This window comes from Ferrovibrio terrae (assembly GCF_007197755.1).
In the GTDB taxonomy this organism is placed as follows: Bacteria; Pseudomonadota; Alphaproteobacteria; order Ferrovibrionales; family Ferrovibrionaceae; genus Ferrovibrio; species Ferrovibrio terrae.
In genome coordinates this window covers 3,227,389-3,244,149 of the sequence record NZ_CP041636.1, presented here as the reverse complement: position 1 = coordinate 3,244,149, position 16,761 = coordinate 3,227,389, and the positions used below count along the sequence as shown (strand labels likewise).

16 protein-coding genes are annotated in these 16,761 nt (G+C 63.7%); 13 read left to right on the top strand and 3 right to left on the bottom strand.

Going from position 1 to position 16,761, the window contains the following annotated elements; translation table 11 throughout:
* Positions 1-39: 39 nt before the first annotated feature.
* Positions 40-1,041, bottom strand: coding sequence for a hypothetical protein (locus FNB15_RS15790; RefSeq protein WP_144069632.1), 1,002 nt, complete (start codon positions 1,039-1,041; stop codon positions 40-42).
* Between the two features lie 162 nt (positions 1,042-1,203).
* Between FNB15_RS15790 and FNB15_RS15785 the strand changes: the two genes are divergently transcribed.
* The 3 genes from FNB15_RS15785 (at position 1,204) to FNB15_RS15775 (ending at position 4,347) form a co-directional block, all read left to right on the top strand.
* Positions 1,204-3,063, top strand: a complete 1,860-nt coding sequence (locus FNB15_RS15785; protein WP_144069631.1) for a PHA/PHB synthase family protein — start codon at positions 1,204-1,206, stop codon at positions 3,061-3,063.
* 149 nt (positions 3,064-3,212) lie between these two features.
* A complete protein-coding gene (locus tag FNB15_RS15780; RefSeq protein ID WP_144069630.1) occupies positions 3,213-3,857 on the top strand; it encodes a muconolactone Delta-isomerase family protein in 645 nt (214 codons plus the stop codon).
* A gap of 1 nt (position 3,858) precedes the next feature.
* Positions 3,859-4,347, top strand: a complete 489-nt coding sequence (locus FNB15_RS15775; protein ID WP_144069629.1) for a YchJ family protein — start codon at positions 3,859-3,861, stop codon at positions 4,345-4,347.
* Here the strand turns inward: FNB15_RS15775 and FNB15_RS15770 are convergent, their stop codons facing one another.
* Both FNB15_RS15770 and FNB15_RS15765 read right to left on the bottom strand, forming a co-directional pair.
* Entirely contained in the window at positions 4,348-5,136 is a 789-nt protein-coding gene (locus FNB15_RS15770) for an SDR family NAD(P)-dependent oxidoreductase (RefSeq protein ID WP_144069628.1), read from the bottom strand.
* A gap of 126 nt (positions 5,137-5,262) precedes the next feature.
* Entirely contained in the window at positions 5,263-5,586 is a 324-nt protein-coding gene (locus FNB15_RS15765) for a hypothetical protein (RefSeq protein WP_144069627.1), read from the bottom strand.
* A gap of 137 nt (positions 5,587-5,723) precedes the next feature.
* On the opposite strand from FNB15_RS15765, the gene FNB15_RS15760 reads away from it, so the two are divergent.
* The 10 genes from FNB15_RS15760 (at position 5,724) to rpmG (ending at position 16,698) form a co-directional block, all read left to right on the top strand.
* Complete coding sequence (locus tag FNB15_RS15760; RefSeq protein ID WP_144069626.1) at positions 5,724-6,860, top strand: hypothetical protein; 1,137 nt, start codon at positions 5,724-5,726, stop codon at positions 6,858-6,860.
* Between the two features lie 107 nt (positions 6,861-6,967).
* Positions 6,968-7,468 (top strand): PAS domain-containing protein, encoded by a 501-nt coding sequence (locus tag FNB15_RS15755; RefSeq protein ID WP_144069625.1) that lies wholly within the window; start codon positions 6,968-6,970, stop codon positions 7,466-7,468.
* A 154-nt stretch (positions 7,469-7,622) separates the two neighbouring features.
* A complete protein-coding gene (topA, locus tag FNB15_RS15750; RefSeq protein WP_144069624.1) occupies positions 7,623-10,367 on the top strand; it encodes a type I DNA topoisomerase in 2,745 nt (914 codons plus the stop codon).
* 5 nt (positions 10,368-10,372) lie between these two features.
* Positions 10,373-12,643 (top strand): ribonuclease R, encoded by a 2,271-nt coding sequence (rnr, locus tag FNB15_RS15745; RefSeq protein WP_144069623.1) that lies wholly within the window; start codon positions 10,373-10,375, stop codon positions 12,641-12,643.
* Positions 12,640-13,629 carry a glycerophosphodiester phosphodiesterase gene (locus tag FNB15_RS15740; protein ID WP_144069622.1) on the top strand — a complete coding sequence of 330 codons (990 nt, stop codon included), beginning with the start codon at positions 12,640-12,642 and terminating at the stop codon, positions 13,627-13,629. The genes rnr and FNB15_RS15740 overlap by 4 nt, the downstream gene beginning before the upstream one ends.
* Before the next feature lie 144 nt (positions 13,630-13,773).
* A complete protein-coding gene (locus tag FNB15_RS15735) occupies positions 13,774-14,760 on the top strand; it encodes a magnesium transporter CorA family protein (RefSeq protein ID WP_144069621.1) in 987 nt (328 codons plus the stop codon).
* Entirely contained in the window at positions 14,757-15,155 is a 399-nt protein-coding gene (locus FNB15_RS15730) for a DUF983 domain-containing protein (protein WP_246068701.1), read from the top strand. The genes FNB15_RS15735 and FNB15_RS15730 overlap by 4 nt, the downstream gene beginning before the upstream one ends.
* 16 nt (positions 15,156-15,171) lie before the next feature.
* Positions 15,172-15,867 carry an NUDIX hydrolase gene (locus tag FNB15_RS15725; RefSeq protein ID WP_144069620.1) on the top strand — a complete coding sequence of 232 codons (696 nt, stop codon included), beginning with the start codon at positions 15,172-15,174 and terminating at the stop codon, positions 15,865-15,867.
* A complete protein-coding gene (locus FNB15_RS15720; protein WP_144069619.1) occupies positions 15,864-16,457 on the top strand; it encodes an NUDIX hydrolase in 594 nt (197 codons plus the stop codon). The genes FNB15_RS15725 and FNB15_RS15720 overlap by 4 nt, the downstream gene beginning before the upstream one ends.
* A 73-nt stretch (positions 16,458-16,530) precedes the next feature.
* Positions 16,531-16,698: a 50S ribosomal protein L33 gene (gene rpmG, locus FNB15_RS15715; protein WP_144069618.1), complete on the top strand. Its 168-nt coding sequence runs from the start codon at positions 16,531-16,533 to the stop codon at positions 16,696-16,698.
* Positions 16,699-16,761: the final 63 nt, after the last annotated feature.

Sequence of the window (16,761 nt, the reverse complement as noted above, 5' to 3'; positions counted from 1 at the left end):
TCGCCCCGCGCCCCCGCTTCAGCCTCAGTCGAAATCCGTTTAGTTCACGAGATAGATTTCAACCCTGCGGCCGTAGTCGTCGGCGGCGCCCCCGGCAGTGCCTGCCGGCGGCGCGGTGGTAGCGGCTGCGATCTCCGACGCACCATGGCGACGCAGCTCGGCCAGAACATTGTCGGTGCGGCGCTGCGCCAGCCCGGTCGTGGCCTGGCTGGCATAAGTCGTCACCTTCAGGCTGCCTTTGCCGCCCACGCCCTTGTAATACTCGGCGACGCGCTTGATCAGCGCCTTGTCGTCGTTGCCCAGACCGCTGGCGCCGTTGCCGAAACGGACGATGGCCAGCAGCTGCTGCGAACCCGGCAGCGCCACCGGGCTGTAGCTCGCCCCGCCCTGCGGCTGCGCCAGACCGGCGGGCAGCGTGGTAGCGCCCGACTGGGCCAGGCTCTGCGAATAGGTGTCCGTCCGCTGCGGTGTGGCCGCCGGTACCGGAGCCGGTGCCTGGGCCTGCTGGCCGGGCGCCGGCAGCGGGGCCTGGGTCACGGGCGCCGCTCCGGGCTGCTGGGCCATCTGCTGGCTGCGCGGCTCGACGGCGCCACGCGGCAGCGGCTGCTGATTGGCGCTCGGCAGCTGGGTCGCCGGCTGCCGCGGCGCCGGCGGCGGCGTGTTGCTGTCGGCCGGGCGGGCGCGCAGTTCCTCGTCGGTATAGCGGGCATTGGCGCGATCCGCGGCCAGACTGTCGACCGCCTGACGGCGCTCGCTGTTGGCCGACATTTCCACCGGACGGGGCGGAACACGGGCCAGATTGGGGAAACGCTCGGCATTGGTGCCGGCATCGCGGGCGATATTGCCGCTCGGCACCGGGGCCGCGTCAGCGTCATCGCCGCCGAACCAGCCGGTCGGATCCTTCCACTCGGTGGGATCCGCCCAGCTGCCGCAGCCCGCCAGACCAAGCATGGCGACCAGCAATGCTGCACCAGCCATGCTGCGCAGCATAAAACCGCCCGGCGCCGCTGCGCTGGCGGAGGTCTTGCCGATCAGAACCATCCGAACCCCCTGAAACACTAAAAACAGCCTCTCGCCTGCCGCCGGTCGTTCGGCCTTGCAGCGCGATTCCCTATCCCGTAACCTCAATTCCGACCGTGGAAATCCGGCCGAAAACCGGAATCGCACGGCGAGGAAACGGGCCCCGAGAATAAGGACTGTCGGATGGCGAAGCAACCGGACAGTGGCAAACCGGAAACCGACATAAAACTGCCCGATCCGGCGGCCTGGGCCCGGAACTGGGCCCGGATTACCGAGCAAAGTCAGAAACTGATGGCCGATATGGCTGCCCGCCAGCAGCCTGAGGCAAAACAGCCGCCCCAGGGCCCGCTGGGGGCGCCCCTGCATGCCCCGGCCAATCCCGACCCGCTTAATGTCGGCGGCGCCTTCATGGAAATCGCCCAGCACCTGATGGCCGACCCGAACAGGCTGGCCGAGGCACAGATGAAGCTGTGGCAGGATTACGCCAAGCTCTGGGCCAATACCACCGACCGCTTCCTCGGCCGCCCGGCCGCGCCCCTCGTGGAGCCCGACAAGGGCGACAAGCGCTTCAAGGATGCCGGCTGGCAGGACGGCCCGGTCTTCGACTTCCTGAAACAGTCCTACCTGCTGACCTCGCGTTGGGTGCAGTCCACCATGAGCCAGGCCGAAGGCGTCGACCCCAAGGTCGCCCGCAAGGCCGAGTTCTACGCCAAACAGTTCCTCGATGCACTGTCGCCATCGAATTTCGTCCTCACCAATCCCGAGGTGATGCGTGCCACCATCGAGAGCAACGGCGAGAACCTGGTCAAAGGCTGGGAAAACCTGCTGGAGGATATCGAGCGTGGCAAGGGCAAGCTTGCCGTCAAGATGGTGGATTCCAAGGCCTTCACCGTGGGCGAAACCATCGCCACCACGCCCGGCAAGGTGGTTTACCAGAACGACCTGATGCAGCTGCTGCAGTTCGAGCCGACCACCAAGCAGGTCTACCAGCGGCCGTTGTTCATCGTGCCGCCCTGGATCAACAAATATTACATCCTCGATCTCAAGCCGCAGAATTCCTTCATCCGCTGGATGGTCGACAAGGGCTACACGGTCTTTGTCGTGTCGTGGAACATGCCGGACGAGACGACGGTGGACAAAACCTTCGAGAGCTACATGCGCGAAGGCATTCTGGAGGGCCTCGACGCCGTGAAGAAGGCGACCGGCGAGGACGAGGTCACCGCGATCGGCTACTGCATCGGCGGCACGCTGATGGCCTCCACGCTGGCCTGGATGGCGCAGAAGAAAATCGACCGCATCAAGGCCGTCACCTTCTTCGCCGCGCAGGTGGATTTCACCGAGGCCGGCGAGCTCAGCGTCTTCACCGACGAGGAGACGCTGACCTATCTGGAAAACCTGATGGCGGAAAAGGGCTATCTCGACGGCGGCGAGATGGCGACCACCTTCAACATGCTGCGCGCCAATGACCTGATCTGGTCCTTCGTGGTCAACAACTACCTGCTGGGCAGGGAGCCCTTCCCCTTCGACCTGCTCTACTGGAATGCCGATTGCACGCGCATGCCGGCCAAGATGCATGCCTTCTATCTGCGCAACATGTATCAGAAGAACCTGCTGTCGCAGCCAGGCCAGCTGGAACTGGCCGGCGAAAAGCTCGACCTGCGCCAGATCAAGATCCCGGTCTATCTGCAGGCCAGCAAGGACGACCATATCGCGCCCTACAAGTCGGTCTACAAGGCAACGCAGCTCTATGGCGGCCCGGTGCGCTTCATGATGGCGGGCTCAGGCCATATCGCCGGCGTGATCAATCACCCGGATGCCAAGAAGTACCAGCACTGGCTCAACGACACGAAAACCAATCCGCCGAACGTGGAAGACTGGATCAAGGGCGCGAAAGAATATCCCGGCTCCTGGTGGAATGACTGGGATGCCTGGCTGGCGCCGAAATCCGGCGACAAGGTGCCGGCCCGCAAGCCGGGCGACGGCAAGCTCAAGGTGATCGAGGCGGCGCCGGGCAGTTACGTGAAAAAGCGGATCGTGGATTAAGGCCTCGTCGCCATCCCTCTCTTGTGTCATGGCCGGGCTTGACGGCCATCCACGTGACAAGGTTCTCAAAAAGCCTGCAGTTAAAAAGAAAAGACGTGGATGCCCGGATCAAGTCCGGGCATGACAATTTGGAGAAGGACAAAAAAACCATGCTCGCGCTCATCGACGTCACCTTCAACTTCACCACGCTGGGCGACAAGGCGCAGCAGCTTGTGCGCGCCGAATGGGACGAGGAAGAGCGGCTGCTGGCGAAAGGCCAGTTCATCGGCATCTGGCGCAAGGCCAATGGCATGGGCACGATGTTCATCGTCGACCTGCCGAACAACGAGGCGGTCGGCAACCAGGTACGCGCCATGCCGCTCTATCCCTACTTCACCAATGTCGTCGTCACACCGCTGATCAGCCATCCGAACTTCCCGCAGTTCGCGCGCGCGCCGAAAACGCATGAGAAGCCGGACAGCAAGCCCAAGCCCGACAGCAACCTGTTCCTTTGCGACGTGCGGATCGAATACCTGCGTGCCGGCGACAGGTTCAAGGAACTGGTGCAGGCCGAATGGCGCGAGTCCGAGACGATGCTGGCCAAGTACCAGTTGGTCGGCATCTGGCGCCGCGCCAATGCGCTGGGCACCTTTGTGCTGTGGAATCTGCCCGATGCCGATGCGGTGGCGGCCACGCTGCGCGGCATGCCGCTCTATCCCTGCTTCACCAAGGTGGACGTGATCCCGCTGGCGATGCATCCGAACTTCCCGCAATTCGCGCGGCCGGCCGAAACGCACGAGAAGCCGGCGGCGTAAGTTGTCGTCCTGCCCCTGCCAGTCCGGCCAGTCCTTCGAGGCCTGCTGCGGCCCGATCCTCGCTGGCGCACCGGCGCCCACCGCGCTGGCGCTGATGCGCTCGCGCTACACGGCTTACGCACGCGGTGATGTGGCGCATCTGGCGCGCACGCTGGCGCTCGAGCATCGCGCCGGTTTCGACATGGCCGATGTCAGCGCCGGCATGAAGACGACGCAGTGGCTCGGGCTGGAGATTCTCGACACGGAATCTGGCGGCACAGAGGACAGCACCGGCATCGTGGAGTTCGTCGCGCGGTTTCAGGCCCGAGAGCAGACTGGAGGGCAGACACGCGCTTTGCACGAACGCTCACGCTTCCGCCGCGACGCGACAGACGGCTGGGTCTACGTCGACGGTGAGACGGCCGTGCAGCCGGTGAAGAAGCCTGGCCGCAACGATCCCTGCCCCTGCGGCTCAGGCAAGAAGTTCAAGCAGTGCTGCGGGCGGGCTTGATCAGGCATTCCGCCGCTCACCCCGCAATGTCGGCAAGCCGATACCGGTGGAATCAAACCCGCCATCGACGCAGAGAATCTGCCCGGTGACAAAGCTGGCCTGATCGCTGCTCAGGAAATAGATCGCGTTGGCCAGCTCGCTTTCCAGCCCGTAGCGGTTGAGCGGCATGTGGTCGTGATAGTCAGCGCGGATTTCCGGCGTGTGCACGGCCACCGCCATCGCCGTGTTCACCGGGCCGGGCGCCACCGCATTGACGCGGATGCCGTATTCGCCGAGTTCGGCCGCCTGCTGCTTGGTGAGATGCGCCAGCCCCGCCTTGCTGGTGCCATAGGCGACGCGCAGCGTGGAGGCGCGCAGGCCCGAGATGGATGTGATGTTGACGATGGCGCCGCCGCCCTGGTCGCGCATCAGCGGCGCAATCGCCTGCGTCGTCAGGAAGGGCCCGGTGAGGTTCACCGCCATGACGCGCTGCCAGTCCTCCAGCGTCACGTCCAGAATGGGCTTGAAGATGGCGATGCCGGCATTGTTCACCAGCGCGTCGATGCGGCCGAACGTATCCTTCGCCTTCTGCACGGCATCCTGCACGCTGCCGGGGTCGGAAACGTCGGCCCGGATGGTGAGGATTCTCTCCGGGCCGCCGAGGCTTTTGGCCGCCTCCTCCAGCACGTCGCCGAGGATGTCGAGCAGCACCACGCGCCAGCCCTCGTCGAGGAACTTGGTCGCTGCGGCGAGGCCAAGGCCGCGGGCCGCACCGGTGATGAAGGCGACCTTGTTGGTGACGACACTCATGCCGGCGACTCCTCCGCGTTTTCTTGTTCGGAAGGAGGCTAGCCGGTTACGCCGTATCCTGACCAGTGCCGGCGAGACGCCGCTGCCGGCCTCGGCTCCGGCAGCGGCGTGTCTGTGGGTTTAACCTCAGCCGCCCTGGCAGCTCCGGCCGATCTTCTGGCCGGCTTCAGCGCCCACCGCCTGCGGATTGCCCTTGATCTTGCCCTGGCCAGCCAGCGTCCGGACCTGAGTACCAATGGCCGCAGTGATCCCCGGCTGACCGGACTGGCAGAGTTTGGCCTTATCGTTGGCCGCCATCGTCGCCGCCACAACGGCATCGACCTCGGCCGGATTTTCAGCGGCCTGCGCCGCCTGCATCGACAAAACCAAAGCGGCCGCACCAATCAGTAAGCTGAGTTTCATCTGTCTCTCCCGTGATGAAGTCGCGCCATTCATCAGTGGACGGCGCATGACGTTGCTTCATCAACTTGCCGGATGCGGTGTCGTCATCGCATCGCCCGAACGAGGTATGCGCGCAAAGTTCATGTACCGGCGGTACGCGTGCCGTGCTTAGATGCTCGCGGCCGCGTCAGACGGTTGGGGGATGCATGGAGTTACGCGAGTTCTCTGTGTTGGTGGAGCGGCTGTATGAGGCTGCGCTGAATCCGGAAGGCTGGCGCAGCATGGCAAACGATCTTGCCCGCGCCTTTAACTCAGGCAGTTGCGCGATTCAGTTGCGCGATCTCGCTGCCGGCAAAACTGTTGTCCTCACGAACACCGCCAATTACGACGCCAGGGCGATCGCCGAGTATGAAGCACATTTTCATGCGTCGGATATGTATGTGAAAGGTGCGATGAAGCTGGGCGTAGGCGTGCCGCTCATCGGCAGTCAGGTTGTCGATGACAACAAACTGCTCAATTCTGAATATTACGCCGACTGGCTGAAACATGTTGGCATCTTTCATTTGACCGGCGCGATGATGGCCATCGATGACGGCGCCATTGCCGGCATCGGCATCCACCGTCCCTATGAAACGGATGGTTACGATGTCGCCGACCGCGAAGCGATGGGCCTGCTGCTACCGCATCTGACGCGCGCGCTGAAGATGTATCGCCGTCTGAACGGGATGGAGCGGCAGGGCGCGATCGGTCTGGCCGCGCTGGAGGCCATGGCGGTCGGCGTCATGGTCGTCGATGCGGCCGGCAAGCTGCTGTTCACCAACACCGTGGCCGAACGCCTGCTGCAGAAAGGACAGGGCATCACGGTGAGCCACGGCCATCTGCGCGCGCAGATAGCGGAGCGCAACCCGCTGCTGCAGCACACGATCCGCCAGGCCATCGCCGGCTTCACCGGCCGCTCGTCGCATGCCGGCATGCTGGTTCTGCCGCGCCAGGATGCGCTGCCACTGTCGCTGCTGGTCAGCCCCGCGCCCGGCTACCGGCTCGGCGCCGACCTGCTGCAGGCGACCGCGATCATCTTCGTGAACAATCCCGATGACCGCATAACCCCTGCGGAGGCCGCGCTGGCCACGCAGTTCCGTTTAACGCCGGCCGAAGCACGCCTGACCGCCGCCCTGCTGGATGGCGAGCATATCGATGATTATGCGCTGCGCACCGCGCTCAGCCCGCATACGGTGAAATCCCAGCTCAAAGCCGTGTTCGCCAAGACCGGCTGTGGCCGGCAGGCGGATTTAATGCGTGTCGTGCTGGCAAATCCTGTGTTGCGCATGTGCCGTCAGGGCTGACAGATTCATCCTTTTGCGGTATCATGATGCGAAACATACCGGATGTTGGGTCGACATCCGGGTGTTCGCGACAGAGAATCGTGAATCGGGGGTAGTGAAACAACCGCATGGGCCTGATGCTGGAAGGCGCGCCGCAACTGACGCTGGAGACGCTCCGGGCCCTGTATAATTACTGGGCGGGCAAACGTGCTGGCCGCGCCCTGCCCGATCGCGCCGATATCGACCCCATCGAGATGAAGGCCTGGCTGGGTAACCTGATGCTGGTCGAGCGTCTTGAGGGCGGCGACTATCTCTATCGTCTCTACGGTTCGACCTTCGTGAACCAGTTCAAGGTCGACATGACCGGCAAACGGGTCAACGGATTGCCGGAAAAACAGGCCGAACTGCTGCGCAGCGAATACGACGCTGTCGTGCATAGCGGCATCCCGATGTCGCGCCGCTACACCGCTACCTTCGACTACACCTCGCGCGACAAGCGCTCGACCTGGCAGGTTGAGCGTAGCTGGGAGCGGCTGGCCCTGCCGCTGACCGCCGGGGGTGCCGAAGTGAAGATGCTGCTGGTTGCCGCCTTCCCGCTGGAGCCGGCGCCGGAAGACCGGCTCTCCTAAAAATCAATATATTTCAGTAGTTTATATCGACCGTCCGACGGTCGGGTTTGACAAGGCGGATTCCATCGCCCATGTTCCGCCTGCCGCGCCGGTCGGGCCTCCGCCCAGACTTGGTATGTGTGTCCGTATAATTTTTGTTGGAAAACAGCGCATTATGAAAGTCGTTGTCGTCGAGAGCCCGGCGAAGGCAAAGACCATCGAGAAGTATCTCGGTCCCGGTCACACGGTATTGGCCTCGTTCGGCCATGTCCGCGATCTGCCCGCCAAGGATGGATCTGTCGAACCCGACAAAGACTTTGAGATGCATTACGAGATGTCCGGCCGCGGCGCGGAGTCGATCCGGGCCATCGCCGGCGCGCTGAAGGATGCCGACACACTTATTCTGGCGACCGATCCGGATCGCGAGGGTGAGGCAATTTCCTGGCATGTGCTGGAAGCCCTGAACAACCGCAAGGTCGTGAAGAGCAAGACCGTGCGCCGGGTGGTATTCAACGAGATCACCAAGACCGCCGTGCTGGAGGCGATGGCCAACCCGCGCGACATCGACATGGACCTGGTCAATGCCCAGCAGGCGCGCCGCGCGCTGGATTACCTGGTCGGCTTCACCCTGTCGCCGGTGCTGTGGCGCAAGCTGCCCTCGGCCAAGTCGGCCGGCCGCGTGCAGTCGGTCGCCTTGCGCCTGATCTGCGAGCGCGAAACCGAGATCGAGGCCTTCAGGGCCCGCGAATACTGGACCATCGGCGCCGATTTCCGCACGCCGCAGAACCAGACCATCACCGCACGCCTGATCGAACTGGCCGGCAAGAAACTCGACAAGTTCGACATTAATAACGAAGCCGCCGCCAAGGCCGCCGTGGCCAAGCTGGCCGGGCAGAGCTATGCCGTCAGCGATGTGCAGATCAAGCCGGCGAAGCGCCATCCCTCGCCGCCCTTCACCACTTCGACCCTGCAGCAGGAAGCCGCGCGTAAACTTGGCTTCTCGGCGCAGATGACCATGCAGATCGCCCAGCGCCTGTATGAAGGCGTGACCATCGGCGGCGAGACCACCGGTCTCATCTCTTATATGCGTACCGACGGCGTCAGCATGGCGAACGAAGCCATCCGCACCGCACGCGACGTGATCGCCGAGGATTTCGGCCGCGATGCCGTGCCGGAAAACTGGCGCGTCTACAAGACCAAGCAGAAGAATGCGCAGGAAGCCCACGAGGCGATCCGCCCCACCGATTTCCGCCGTCGTCCGAAATCGGTCGCCCGCTATCTCGATGAGGTGCAGCTCAAGCTGTATGAGCTGATCTGGGTGCGCGCGCTCGCCAGCCAGATGGAATCGGCCGAGCTGGAACGCACCACTGTCGATATCGCGGCCGCCAACAAGGCCGGTACCTTCCGCATCACCGGTACCGTTGTCTTGTCGCCCGGCTTCCTCAAGCTGTACGAGGAAGGCGTCGACGACAAATCGAGCGATGACGAGGAAGGTACCCGCCTGCCGAAGATGACTGTCGGCGAGGCGATGAAGGAAGAAGGCGTCAAGCCGGAACAGCATTTCACCGAACCGCCGCCGCGCTTCTCGGAAGCCAGCCTGGTGCGCAAGCTGGAAGAACTCGGCATCGGTCGTCCGTCCACTTATGCCGCGATTCTCGAAGTGCTGAAGGCCCGCTCCTATGTGGCGCTGGAGAACAAGCGCTTCCAGCCGGAAGATGCCGGCTGGCTCGCCTATGCCTTCCTGGTCTGCTTCTTCGAACAGTATTTCGCCTACAGCTTCACGGCTGGTCTGGAAGAGAAGCTCGATGAGATCGCCGAGCACAATCTTGACTGGAAGAAGGTGCTGAAGGACTTCTGGCAGGATTTCAGCCAGCATGATCCGAAAGATCCGGTTTTCTCCTCGGTGAAGGATGCGGTCACGCGCATCGACGAGAAGATGGGCCGCCGTGGCGAAGTGCTGGATGCGATCAACGCGCTGCTGGAGAACCACTTCTTCCCACCGCGCGAAGACGGCAAGCCCGCCCGCCTCTGCCCGGCCTGCAACAAGGGTAATCTAGGCATCAAGGCCGGCCGCACCGGCGCCTTCATCGGTTGCTCGGACTATCCGGAATGCAGCTATACCCGGCCGCTAAGCGCCGGCAGCAACGGTCACGGCGACATCGCCATCTCGGGGCCGCAGGAAGTCGGCACCGATCCGGTCACCGGCCAGATGATCACGCTGCGCCAGGGTCCGTTCGGTCCTTACGTTCAGCTCGGCGAGGTTGAAGGCGAAGGCAAGGCCAAGACCAAGCCGAAGCGCGCCTCGCTGCCCAAGGGCGTGACGCTGGAAGACGTGACGCTGGAAATGGCGCTGAAGCTGCTGGCGCTGCCGCGCACCGTCGGCCTGCATCCGACCAGCGGCAAGGAGATCCTCGCCGGCCTCGGCCGCTTCGGACCGTATCTGCTGCATGACGGTGCCTATACCAAGCTGAAGGACGCCATGGAGGCGCTCGAAATTGGCATCAATCATGCGGTCGAGAAGATCGCCGAGGCCGATGCGCGCCGCAAAGGTCCGCGCCAGCGCGCCGAACTGAAGGTGCTGCGCGAAATCGGCAAGCATCCCGATGATGAAGAGCTGATCCAGGTGATCGACGGCCGCTACGGCCCGTATATCAAGCATGGCGCCACCAATGCACCGATCCCGCGCGGCACCGAGGTCGATGCGCTGAGCATCGATCAGGCCATTGAGGCAATTGCTTCGCGCGCCAAGAAGGGCGGCAAGGGCAAGAAGAAGGCTGCTCCGAAGGCCAAGAAGGCTGCTGCACCCAAGAAGGAAGCAGCCGCTGAAAAGACCGAAGCAAAGCCCAAGGCTGCCAAGAAGGCCGTGAAGAAAGCCGCGCCGAAAAAGAAAGCCGCGGCCAAGAAAGCCGCAGCAGCGTAAGCCGCGTGGCCAAGAAGAAAGTCACAGACGGCCTTCCGTCCAAACAGGACATCCTGAAGTACATTGCCGACAATCCCGGCATGGTCGGCAAGCGCGAGATCGCCAAGGCCTTCGGTGTCGGGCCCGAGTTGCGTGTGCAACTCAAGGGCCTGCTGCGCGAGCTGAAAGCTGAAGGCGATATCAACCAGGGTCATGGCAAGCGCATGGCGCCGAAGGGCGAACTTCCCGAGGTGACGCTGGTCGATATCCTGCGGCTCGACCGCGATGGCGACCTGATGGGACGTCCGGTGGAATGGACAGGCGAAGGCGATCCGCCGCGTATCGTTTTTGAAGGCGGCGGCAAGGCGCGCCGCCGCGAAATGGCCGATGTCGGCGTCGGGGATCGCGTGCTGGCCCGCCTCACTCGCGCTGGCCGCAACCGGTATGTCGCACGCGTCATCAAACGGCTGGAAAAAGACGAGCAGCCGGTACTCGGCGTTTTCACGCTGACCGAAGACGGCGAAGGCCGTCTGCAGCCGACCGACAAGAAAGTCCGCCACGAATACACCATCGCGCCAGAACACCGGAACAATGCCAAGGCCGGCGAGATCGTGGTGGCACAGCCGCAGCAGGGTCGCCGCTTCGGACTCAAGACCGCCAAAATCGTCGAGGTGATCGGCAGCAGCCTGGATCCGAAGGCGCTCAGCCTGATCCCGATATTCACGCTGGGCATCCCGACCAAATTCAGCGACGCCGCGCTCCACGACGCCGAGAAGGCCAAGCCGGTGACGCTGGGCCAGCGCGAGGACCTGCGCGATATCCCGTTGATCACTATCGATCCCGAAGATGCACGCGACCACGATGACGCTGTGTTTGCCGAACCGGACACAGATCCGGGCAATCCCGGCGGCTGGCATGCCATCGTCGCCATCGCCGACGTGGCGCATTATGTGCGGCCGGGCAGCGCGCTCGACCATGATGCGCGCCAGCGTGGCAATTCGACCTACTTCCCCGATCGCGTCGTACCGATGCTGCCCGAGGCGCTCTCGGCCGATCTCTGCTCACTGGTCGAGCACAAGGATCGCGCCTGCATGGCGGTGCATCTATGGTTCGATGCCGAGGGCAACAAGAAGCGTCATAAATTCGTGCGCGGCCTGATGCGCTGCGCCGCCGGGCTGAATTACCGTCAGGTGCAGAGCGCCATCGACGGCATGCCCGACGAAATGGCGCTGCCTTTCCTGGAGCCGGTGCTGAAGCCGCTCTATGCCTGCCATGCCGCTGTGAACAAGGCGCGCGAGGCACGCCAGCCGCTGGCCATCCACGCGCCGGAACGCCGGGTGGTTATGGGCAAGGATGGTCATATCGCTGCCATCAAACCGCGCGATCATATGCTGAGCCATCAGGTGATCGAGGATTTCATGATCGCGGCCAATGTGGCGGCAGCGGAAGAACTGGAAAAGCGCAAACAGCCCTGCATGTACCGCGTGCATGAGCAACCGTCGGACGAGAAGATCGACTCTTTGCGCAAATTCCTCAACACGCTGGATTACAAGCTGGCCAAGGGCCAGGGCCTGCGCCCGATGCACTTCAACGCCATTCTGAAGGCCGCCATCGGCAGCGAGCATGAGCGCCTGATCAACGAAGTGGTGCTGCGCAGCCAGATGCAGGCGACCTATTCGCCAGATAATCGCGGCCACTTCGGTCTCAACCTGCACAAATACGCGCATTTCACCTCGCCGATCCGCCGCTATGCCGACGTGCTCGTGCATCGTGCCCTGATCCGTGGCCTAGGATTGGGGGATGATGGCCTGCCGCCCGAGGACGATGCCGATTTTGAGAATATCGCCGAACATATCTCGCTGACCGAACGCCGCTCGATGCAGGCCGAGCGCGATGCGATGGATCGCTTTGTCGCGGCCTTCATGTCCGAGCATGTCGGCGCGCAGTTCGAGGGGCGTATCACCGGCGTCACCCGCTTTGGCCTGTTCGTCGAACTGGATGAAACCGGCGCCGACGGCTTCGTGCCGATTTCCACGCTGGGCGACGATTTCTACGAGCATGACGAGGCGCATCGCGCGTTGGTCGGCAAGCGCAGCAACAAGCGCTTCCGCCTGGGCGATGGCGTCACCATCCGGCTGGCCGAAGCCACCCCCGTCACTGGCGGCCTGCGGTTCGAGATCATGGGCAGCGGCGGACAGAGTACCAACACCCGTCGTGGCGGCGCAGGGAAACCTGCCCTCAAGAAACCAACCAACCGCGCACCATGGTCGAAGCATCGGAGCAAGAAGCGGAAATGAAACCCGTACTCCTGACGATGGCATTCCTGCTGGCGGCAGGACCAGCCAGCATTACTGATGCATGGGCATTCGAACTGCAGGGCCATCGCGGCGCGCGCGGCCTGGCACCGGAAAACACCATTCCCGCTTTCGCCACTGCGCTTTCGCTCGGCGTCACCACGCTGGAATTCGACGTCAACCTGACCAGGGACGGCAAGCTGGTCGTCGGACATGATCCGGTGCTGCTGCCGCATCTGGCGCGGCTCGACAATAAATGGATCACCTCGCCGGGCCCGGTGATCTGGCAGAGCACGGCCGAAGATATCCGCCGTTACGACGTCGGCCGCCTCGATCCTGCTTCGCGTTACGGCCAGACCTATCCGGAACAGAAGCCGGTGGACGGCACGCGCATGCCGCTGCTGGAGCAGGTTTTCGCGCTGGTCGCCAAGAGCGGCAACACGACCGTGCGCTTCAATATCGAGACCAAGCTCAATCCGGCAAAGCCTGACGAGAGCGCACCGCCAGAACAGTTCGCCGCCGCATTGGTGCAGGCGATCCGTGATGCCGGCATGACGCGGCGCGCCAGCATCCAGTCCTTCGACTGGCGCACACTGAAAGCCGCTGCCGCGCTGGCACCGGAAATTCCGCGCGTGCATCTGACGATCGAAGGCGGCAACAGCGACAACGTGCAGCGTGGCCAGCCCGGCGCCAGTCCCTGGATGGGCGGCCTGGATGCCGACGACTACCCCTCCACGCCAGCGCTGGTCAAAGCGGCCGGCGGCCAGGTCTGGTCGCCCTTCTGGCGTAACGTCACGCCAGAGCTGGTGAGCGAAGCCCAGAAGCTCGGCTTGCAGGTGATCCCGTGGACGGTGAACGATCCGGCCGAGATGGAGCGCCAAATCGACATGAAGGTGGATGGCCTGATCTCGGATTATCCTGATCGCCTGCGTAAGATGATGCAGGCCCGTGGCATGCCCCTGCCCACGCCGAGCCCCGTCACGCCATAAATCCGTCGCACTCCGCAGCCAGTCTGGACCTGCGGCAAAATCGCCGCAGACCGGTTTTCAGGGCTTCCCAGGCCCGGCTTACGGGGCTACAAGGGCGCCGCGCTGTACCGCCGGGTCAGCGCCGGAACACCAGGGACGGCCAGCATGATCACTGCCTACCTGCCGCAAGGCGGCCAGCTGCAACGTATTGAGCTTACCCCTACCTCGACGCTTCCCGATGGCGTCGTGTGGATCGACTTGCTCGAACCCAGCCAGGCCGAAGAAAAAGCCATCGAAACCCTGCTCGGCATGGAGCTGCCCACCCGCGAAGAGATGCAGGAGATCGAAATCTCCAGCCGTCTGTATCGCGAGGGCGATGCCAGCTTCATGACGGCGAATATTCTCTATCACGCCGAGACGCCGCAGCCGCAGACCACGGCCGTCACTTTCATGCGCACGCCGCGCGCCACGGTGACGCTGCGCTATGCCGACCCGCAGAGCTTCCGCCAGTTTGTCGCCCGCGCCCAGCGCCAGACATCGTTGCTCGCTTCGCCGGATGCCGCGCTCTGCGGCATCCTCGATGCCATCATCGACCGTGCCGCCGACGTGCTGGAAATCGGCAGCAAGGACCTCGACACCATATCGCGCGATATTTTCGGCTATGGCCGCAAGCCCGATGAAGTCCCTGATGACGAATCCGATCTGGAAGCGGTGGTGCGCAAGCTGGGCCATATCGAGGATCTGAACTCGCGCATCCGCGACAGCCTGCTGTCGCTGACCCGTCTGATCGCCTTCCTGACGCTGACCATGGCCGAGCAGCGCGGCACCAAGGAAAGCCGCACCTGGCTGAAGACGCTGGCGCGCGACGTGCAGTCGCTGAACGAACAGGCTGCCTTCCTCGCGCATAAGGGCAACTTCCTGCTCGATGCCACGCTGGGCCTGATCAACATCCAGCAGACCAAGATCATCAAGATTTTCTCGGTGGCCGCCACAGTGTTCCTGCCGCCGACCCTTATCGCCAGCATCTACGGCATGAATTTCGAACATATGCCTGAGTTGAGCTGGCAGGTCGGCTATCCGATGGCCATCGTGCTGATGATCGCCTCGGCCGTGCTGCCTTACTGGTGGTTCAAGCGTAAGGGCTGGCTGTGACCCAGCCCCCGCTGCTCGACGATTTCATCGAGCGGCCAACCGGTGAAGCGATGTGGCGCGGCTGGAAGCAGCGTTGCCCGCGCTGCGGACAGGGGCGGATGTATGGCCGCTATCTCAAGGTCAACGACACCTGCTCCTCCTGCGGGCTCGAACTGGCCGGCCATCGCGCCGATGATGCACCGCCGTATTTCACCATCCTGATCGTGGCCCATATCATCGTGCCGCTGATGCTGATGTTCGAGCAGCGCCTGCAGCCGCCGGAATGGCAGCATATGGCACTGTGGCCGCCGCTCACCGTGCTACTCTGCCTGTGGCTGCTGCCCCGTATCAAAGGCGTTCTCATTGGCCTGCAATGGGCGCGGCGCATGCACGGCTTCGGCAACGAGCCGCATTAGCCGTTATACTCTGCCAATGGGAAATGCCGACTCGGCCAGGACGCCGCCTCAGCCAATTCGCGATGCAGCCACGCTGATCCTGTGGCGCCGGCGCGAGGGCAGACTGGAAGTGCTGATGGGCGAGCGCCATGGCGCCAGCGCCTTCATGCCAAACCGCTATGTCTTCCCCGGCGGGCGTCTCGATCTGGCCGACTATCGCATCCGGCCGGCCGCGCCACTCAATCCGGTCAGCGCCGCGCGGCTGCTGCGCTGCCGTGGCACGGGCCCCCGCAAAGGCGTCGCATTGGCGCTGGCGGCGATCCGCGAAACCTTCGAGGAAAGCGGACTGCGCATCGCCAACCCGGCATCAACCGCCAGAGCGACGGCGCCGAGCTGGTCGGCTTTCTGCGCCGGCAACCTGGCCCCGGATCCCTCGGCCCTGCTCTATATCTGCCGGGCCATCACGCCGCCCGGACGGCCCCGCCGGTTCGACGCCCGCTTCTTCGCCGCCCCGGCCGAGCTGGCCACCGGCGACCTGCAGCCTTCAGCGGAACTCGACAAGCTGAGCTGGGTCACCCAGACCGATACCGAGGGTCTGCCGCTGCCGGGCATCACCCAGTATGTGATCGCCAATCTGGAGCACTGGCTGAGCCCGCAATCCGCCTCCGACCCTGCCCTGCGGGTACCCTTCCATCACATGCTGCACGGCCAGCGACTGCTGGACTGGGAATGATGACCCGCCCTGCGCTTCCGCATGATGCCGGCAGCCTCGTGCTGGTCCGGCGGGGTCCTGAGGGACCGGAAGTCCTGCTCGGCCGCCGCGCCGGCAAGCACCGCTTTCTGCCTAACGTCTATGCCTTTCCGGGCGGCCGAGTGGATTCATCTGATAAATCAGAAGTACCCATCAACCCACTGAATAGTAATGACTTACTCCTCCAGCCGACGGCTGTGGCCGCGATACGGGAGACTTGGGAGGAAACCGGGATTCCGCTCGGCCTGCTGGAAGCCGGCCGGCTGCGGCCCGACCTCTCGGGCCTCCATTACCTGTGCCGGGCGATCACTCCGGCCGAGAGCCCGATCCGCTTCCATGCCCGGTTTTTCCTGCGCGATGTGACCGGGATGCCGCTCAAGCTGGGGGGCTCAGGCGAGCTCCTCGACCTCGCTTTCCGGCCCCTGGACACCGCCCTGCGGCTGCCGCTGGCCGACATCACGGAATTCGTATTGGGCATGGTCGGCGGGCTGGCGCCCGACCTGGCGCCGCAGCGGGTGGCTTTCTGGCGTTATCGCCGGGGTAAGCCCATGATCCGCTGGGATAATCCTTAGGCGTTGACATCGGGGCGCGAATCCCTATGCTGCGCCGCCAATCCTAGCTGCCCCGTATTTTTGGAACCGAGTCATGGCCAAGCCGACCACCCTCAAGATCAAGCTGCTGAGCACCGCCGACACCGGCTACTTCTACGTGACCAAGAAGAACCCGCGTACGAAGACCGAGAAGATGTCGCTGAAGAAGTACGACCCGGTCGCCCGCAAGCACGTCGAATTCAAGGAAACCAAGATCAAGTAAGGTTTCCCGCGCTGGCGCCCAGGAAGCATATCCGGGCGCGTCAGGCCGCCAGTATCAGAAAGC

Excerpts from the sequence above, each read along its gene's own strand:
- FNB15_RS15790 (WP_144069632.1), bottom strand. The coding sequence starts at position 1,041 with ATGGTTCTGATCGGCAAGACCTCCGCCAGCGCAGCGGCGCCGGGCGGT.
- FNB15_RS15785 (WP_144069631.1), top strand. The coding sequence starts at position 1,204 with ATGGCGAAGCAACCGGACAGTGGCAAACCGGAAACCGACATAAAACTG.
- FNB15_RS15780 (WP_144069630.1), top strand. The coding sequence starts at position 3,213 with ATGCTCGCGCTCATCGACGTCACCTTCAACTTCACCACGCTGGGCGAC.
- FNB15_RS15770 (WP_144069628.1), bottom strand. The coding sequence starts at position 5,136 with ATGAGTGTCGTCACCAACAAGGTCGCCTTCATCACCGGTGCGGCCCGC.
- FNB15_RS15765 (WP_144069627.1), bottom strand. The coding sequence starts at position 5,586 with ATGCGCCGTCCACTGATGAATGGCGCGACTTCATCACGGGAGAGACAG.
- FNB15_RS15760 (WP_144069626.1), top strand. The coding sequence starts at position 5,724 with ATGGAGTTACGCGAGTTCTCTGTGTTGGTGGAGCGGCTGTATGAGGCT.
- FNB15_RS15755 (WP_144069625.1), top strand. The coding sequence starts at position 6,968 with ATGGGCCTGATGCTGGAAGGCGCGCCGCAACTGACGCTGGAGACGCTC.
- topA (WP_144069624.1), top strand. The coding sequence starts at position 7,623 with ATGAAAGTCGTTGTCGTCGAGAGCCCGGCGAAGGCAAAGACCATCGAG.
- FNB15_RS15740 (WP_144069622.1), top strand. The coding sequence starts at position 12,640 with ATGAAACCCGTACTCCTGACGATGGCATTCCTGCTGGCGGCAGGACCA.
- FNB15_RS15735 (WP_144069621.1), top strand. The coding sequence starts at position 13,774 with ATGATCACTGCCTACCTGCCGCAAGGCGGCCAGCTGCAACGTATTGAG.
- FNB15_RS15725 (WP_144069620.1), top strand. The coding sequence starts at position 15,172 with ATGGGAAATGCCGACTCGGCCAGGACGCCGCCTCAGCCAATTCGCGAT.
- FNB15_RS15720 (WP_144069619.1), top strand. The coding sequence starts at position 15,864 with ATGATGACCCGCCCTGCGCTTCCGCATGATGCCGGCAGCCTCGTGCTG.
- rpmG (WP_144069618.1), top strand. The coding sequence starts at position 16,531 with ATGGCCAAGCCGACCACCCTCAAGATCAAGCTGCTGAGCACCGCCGAC.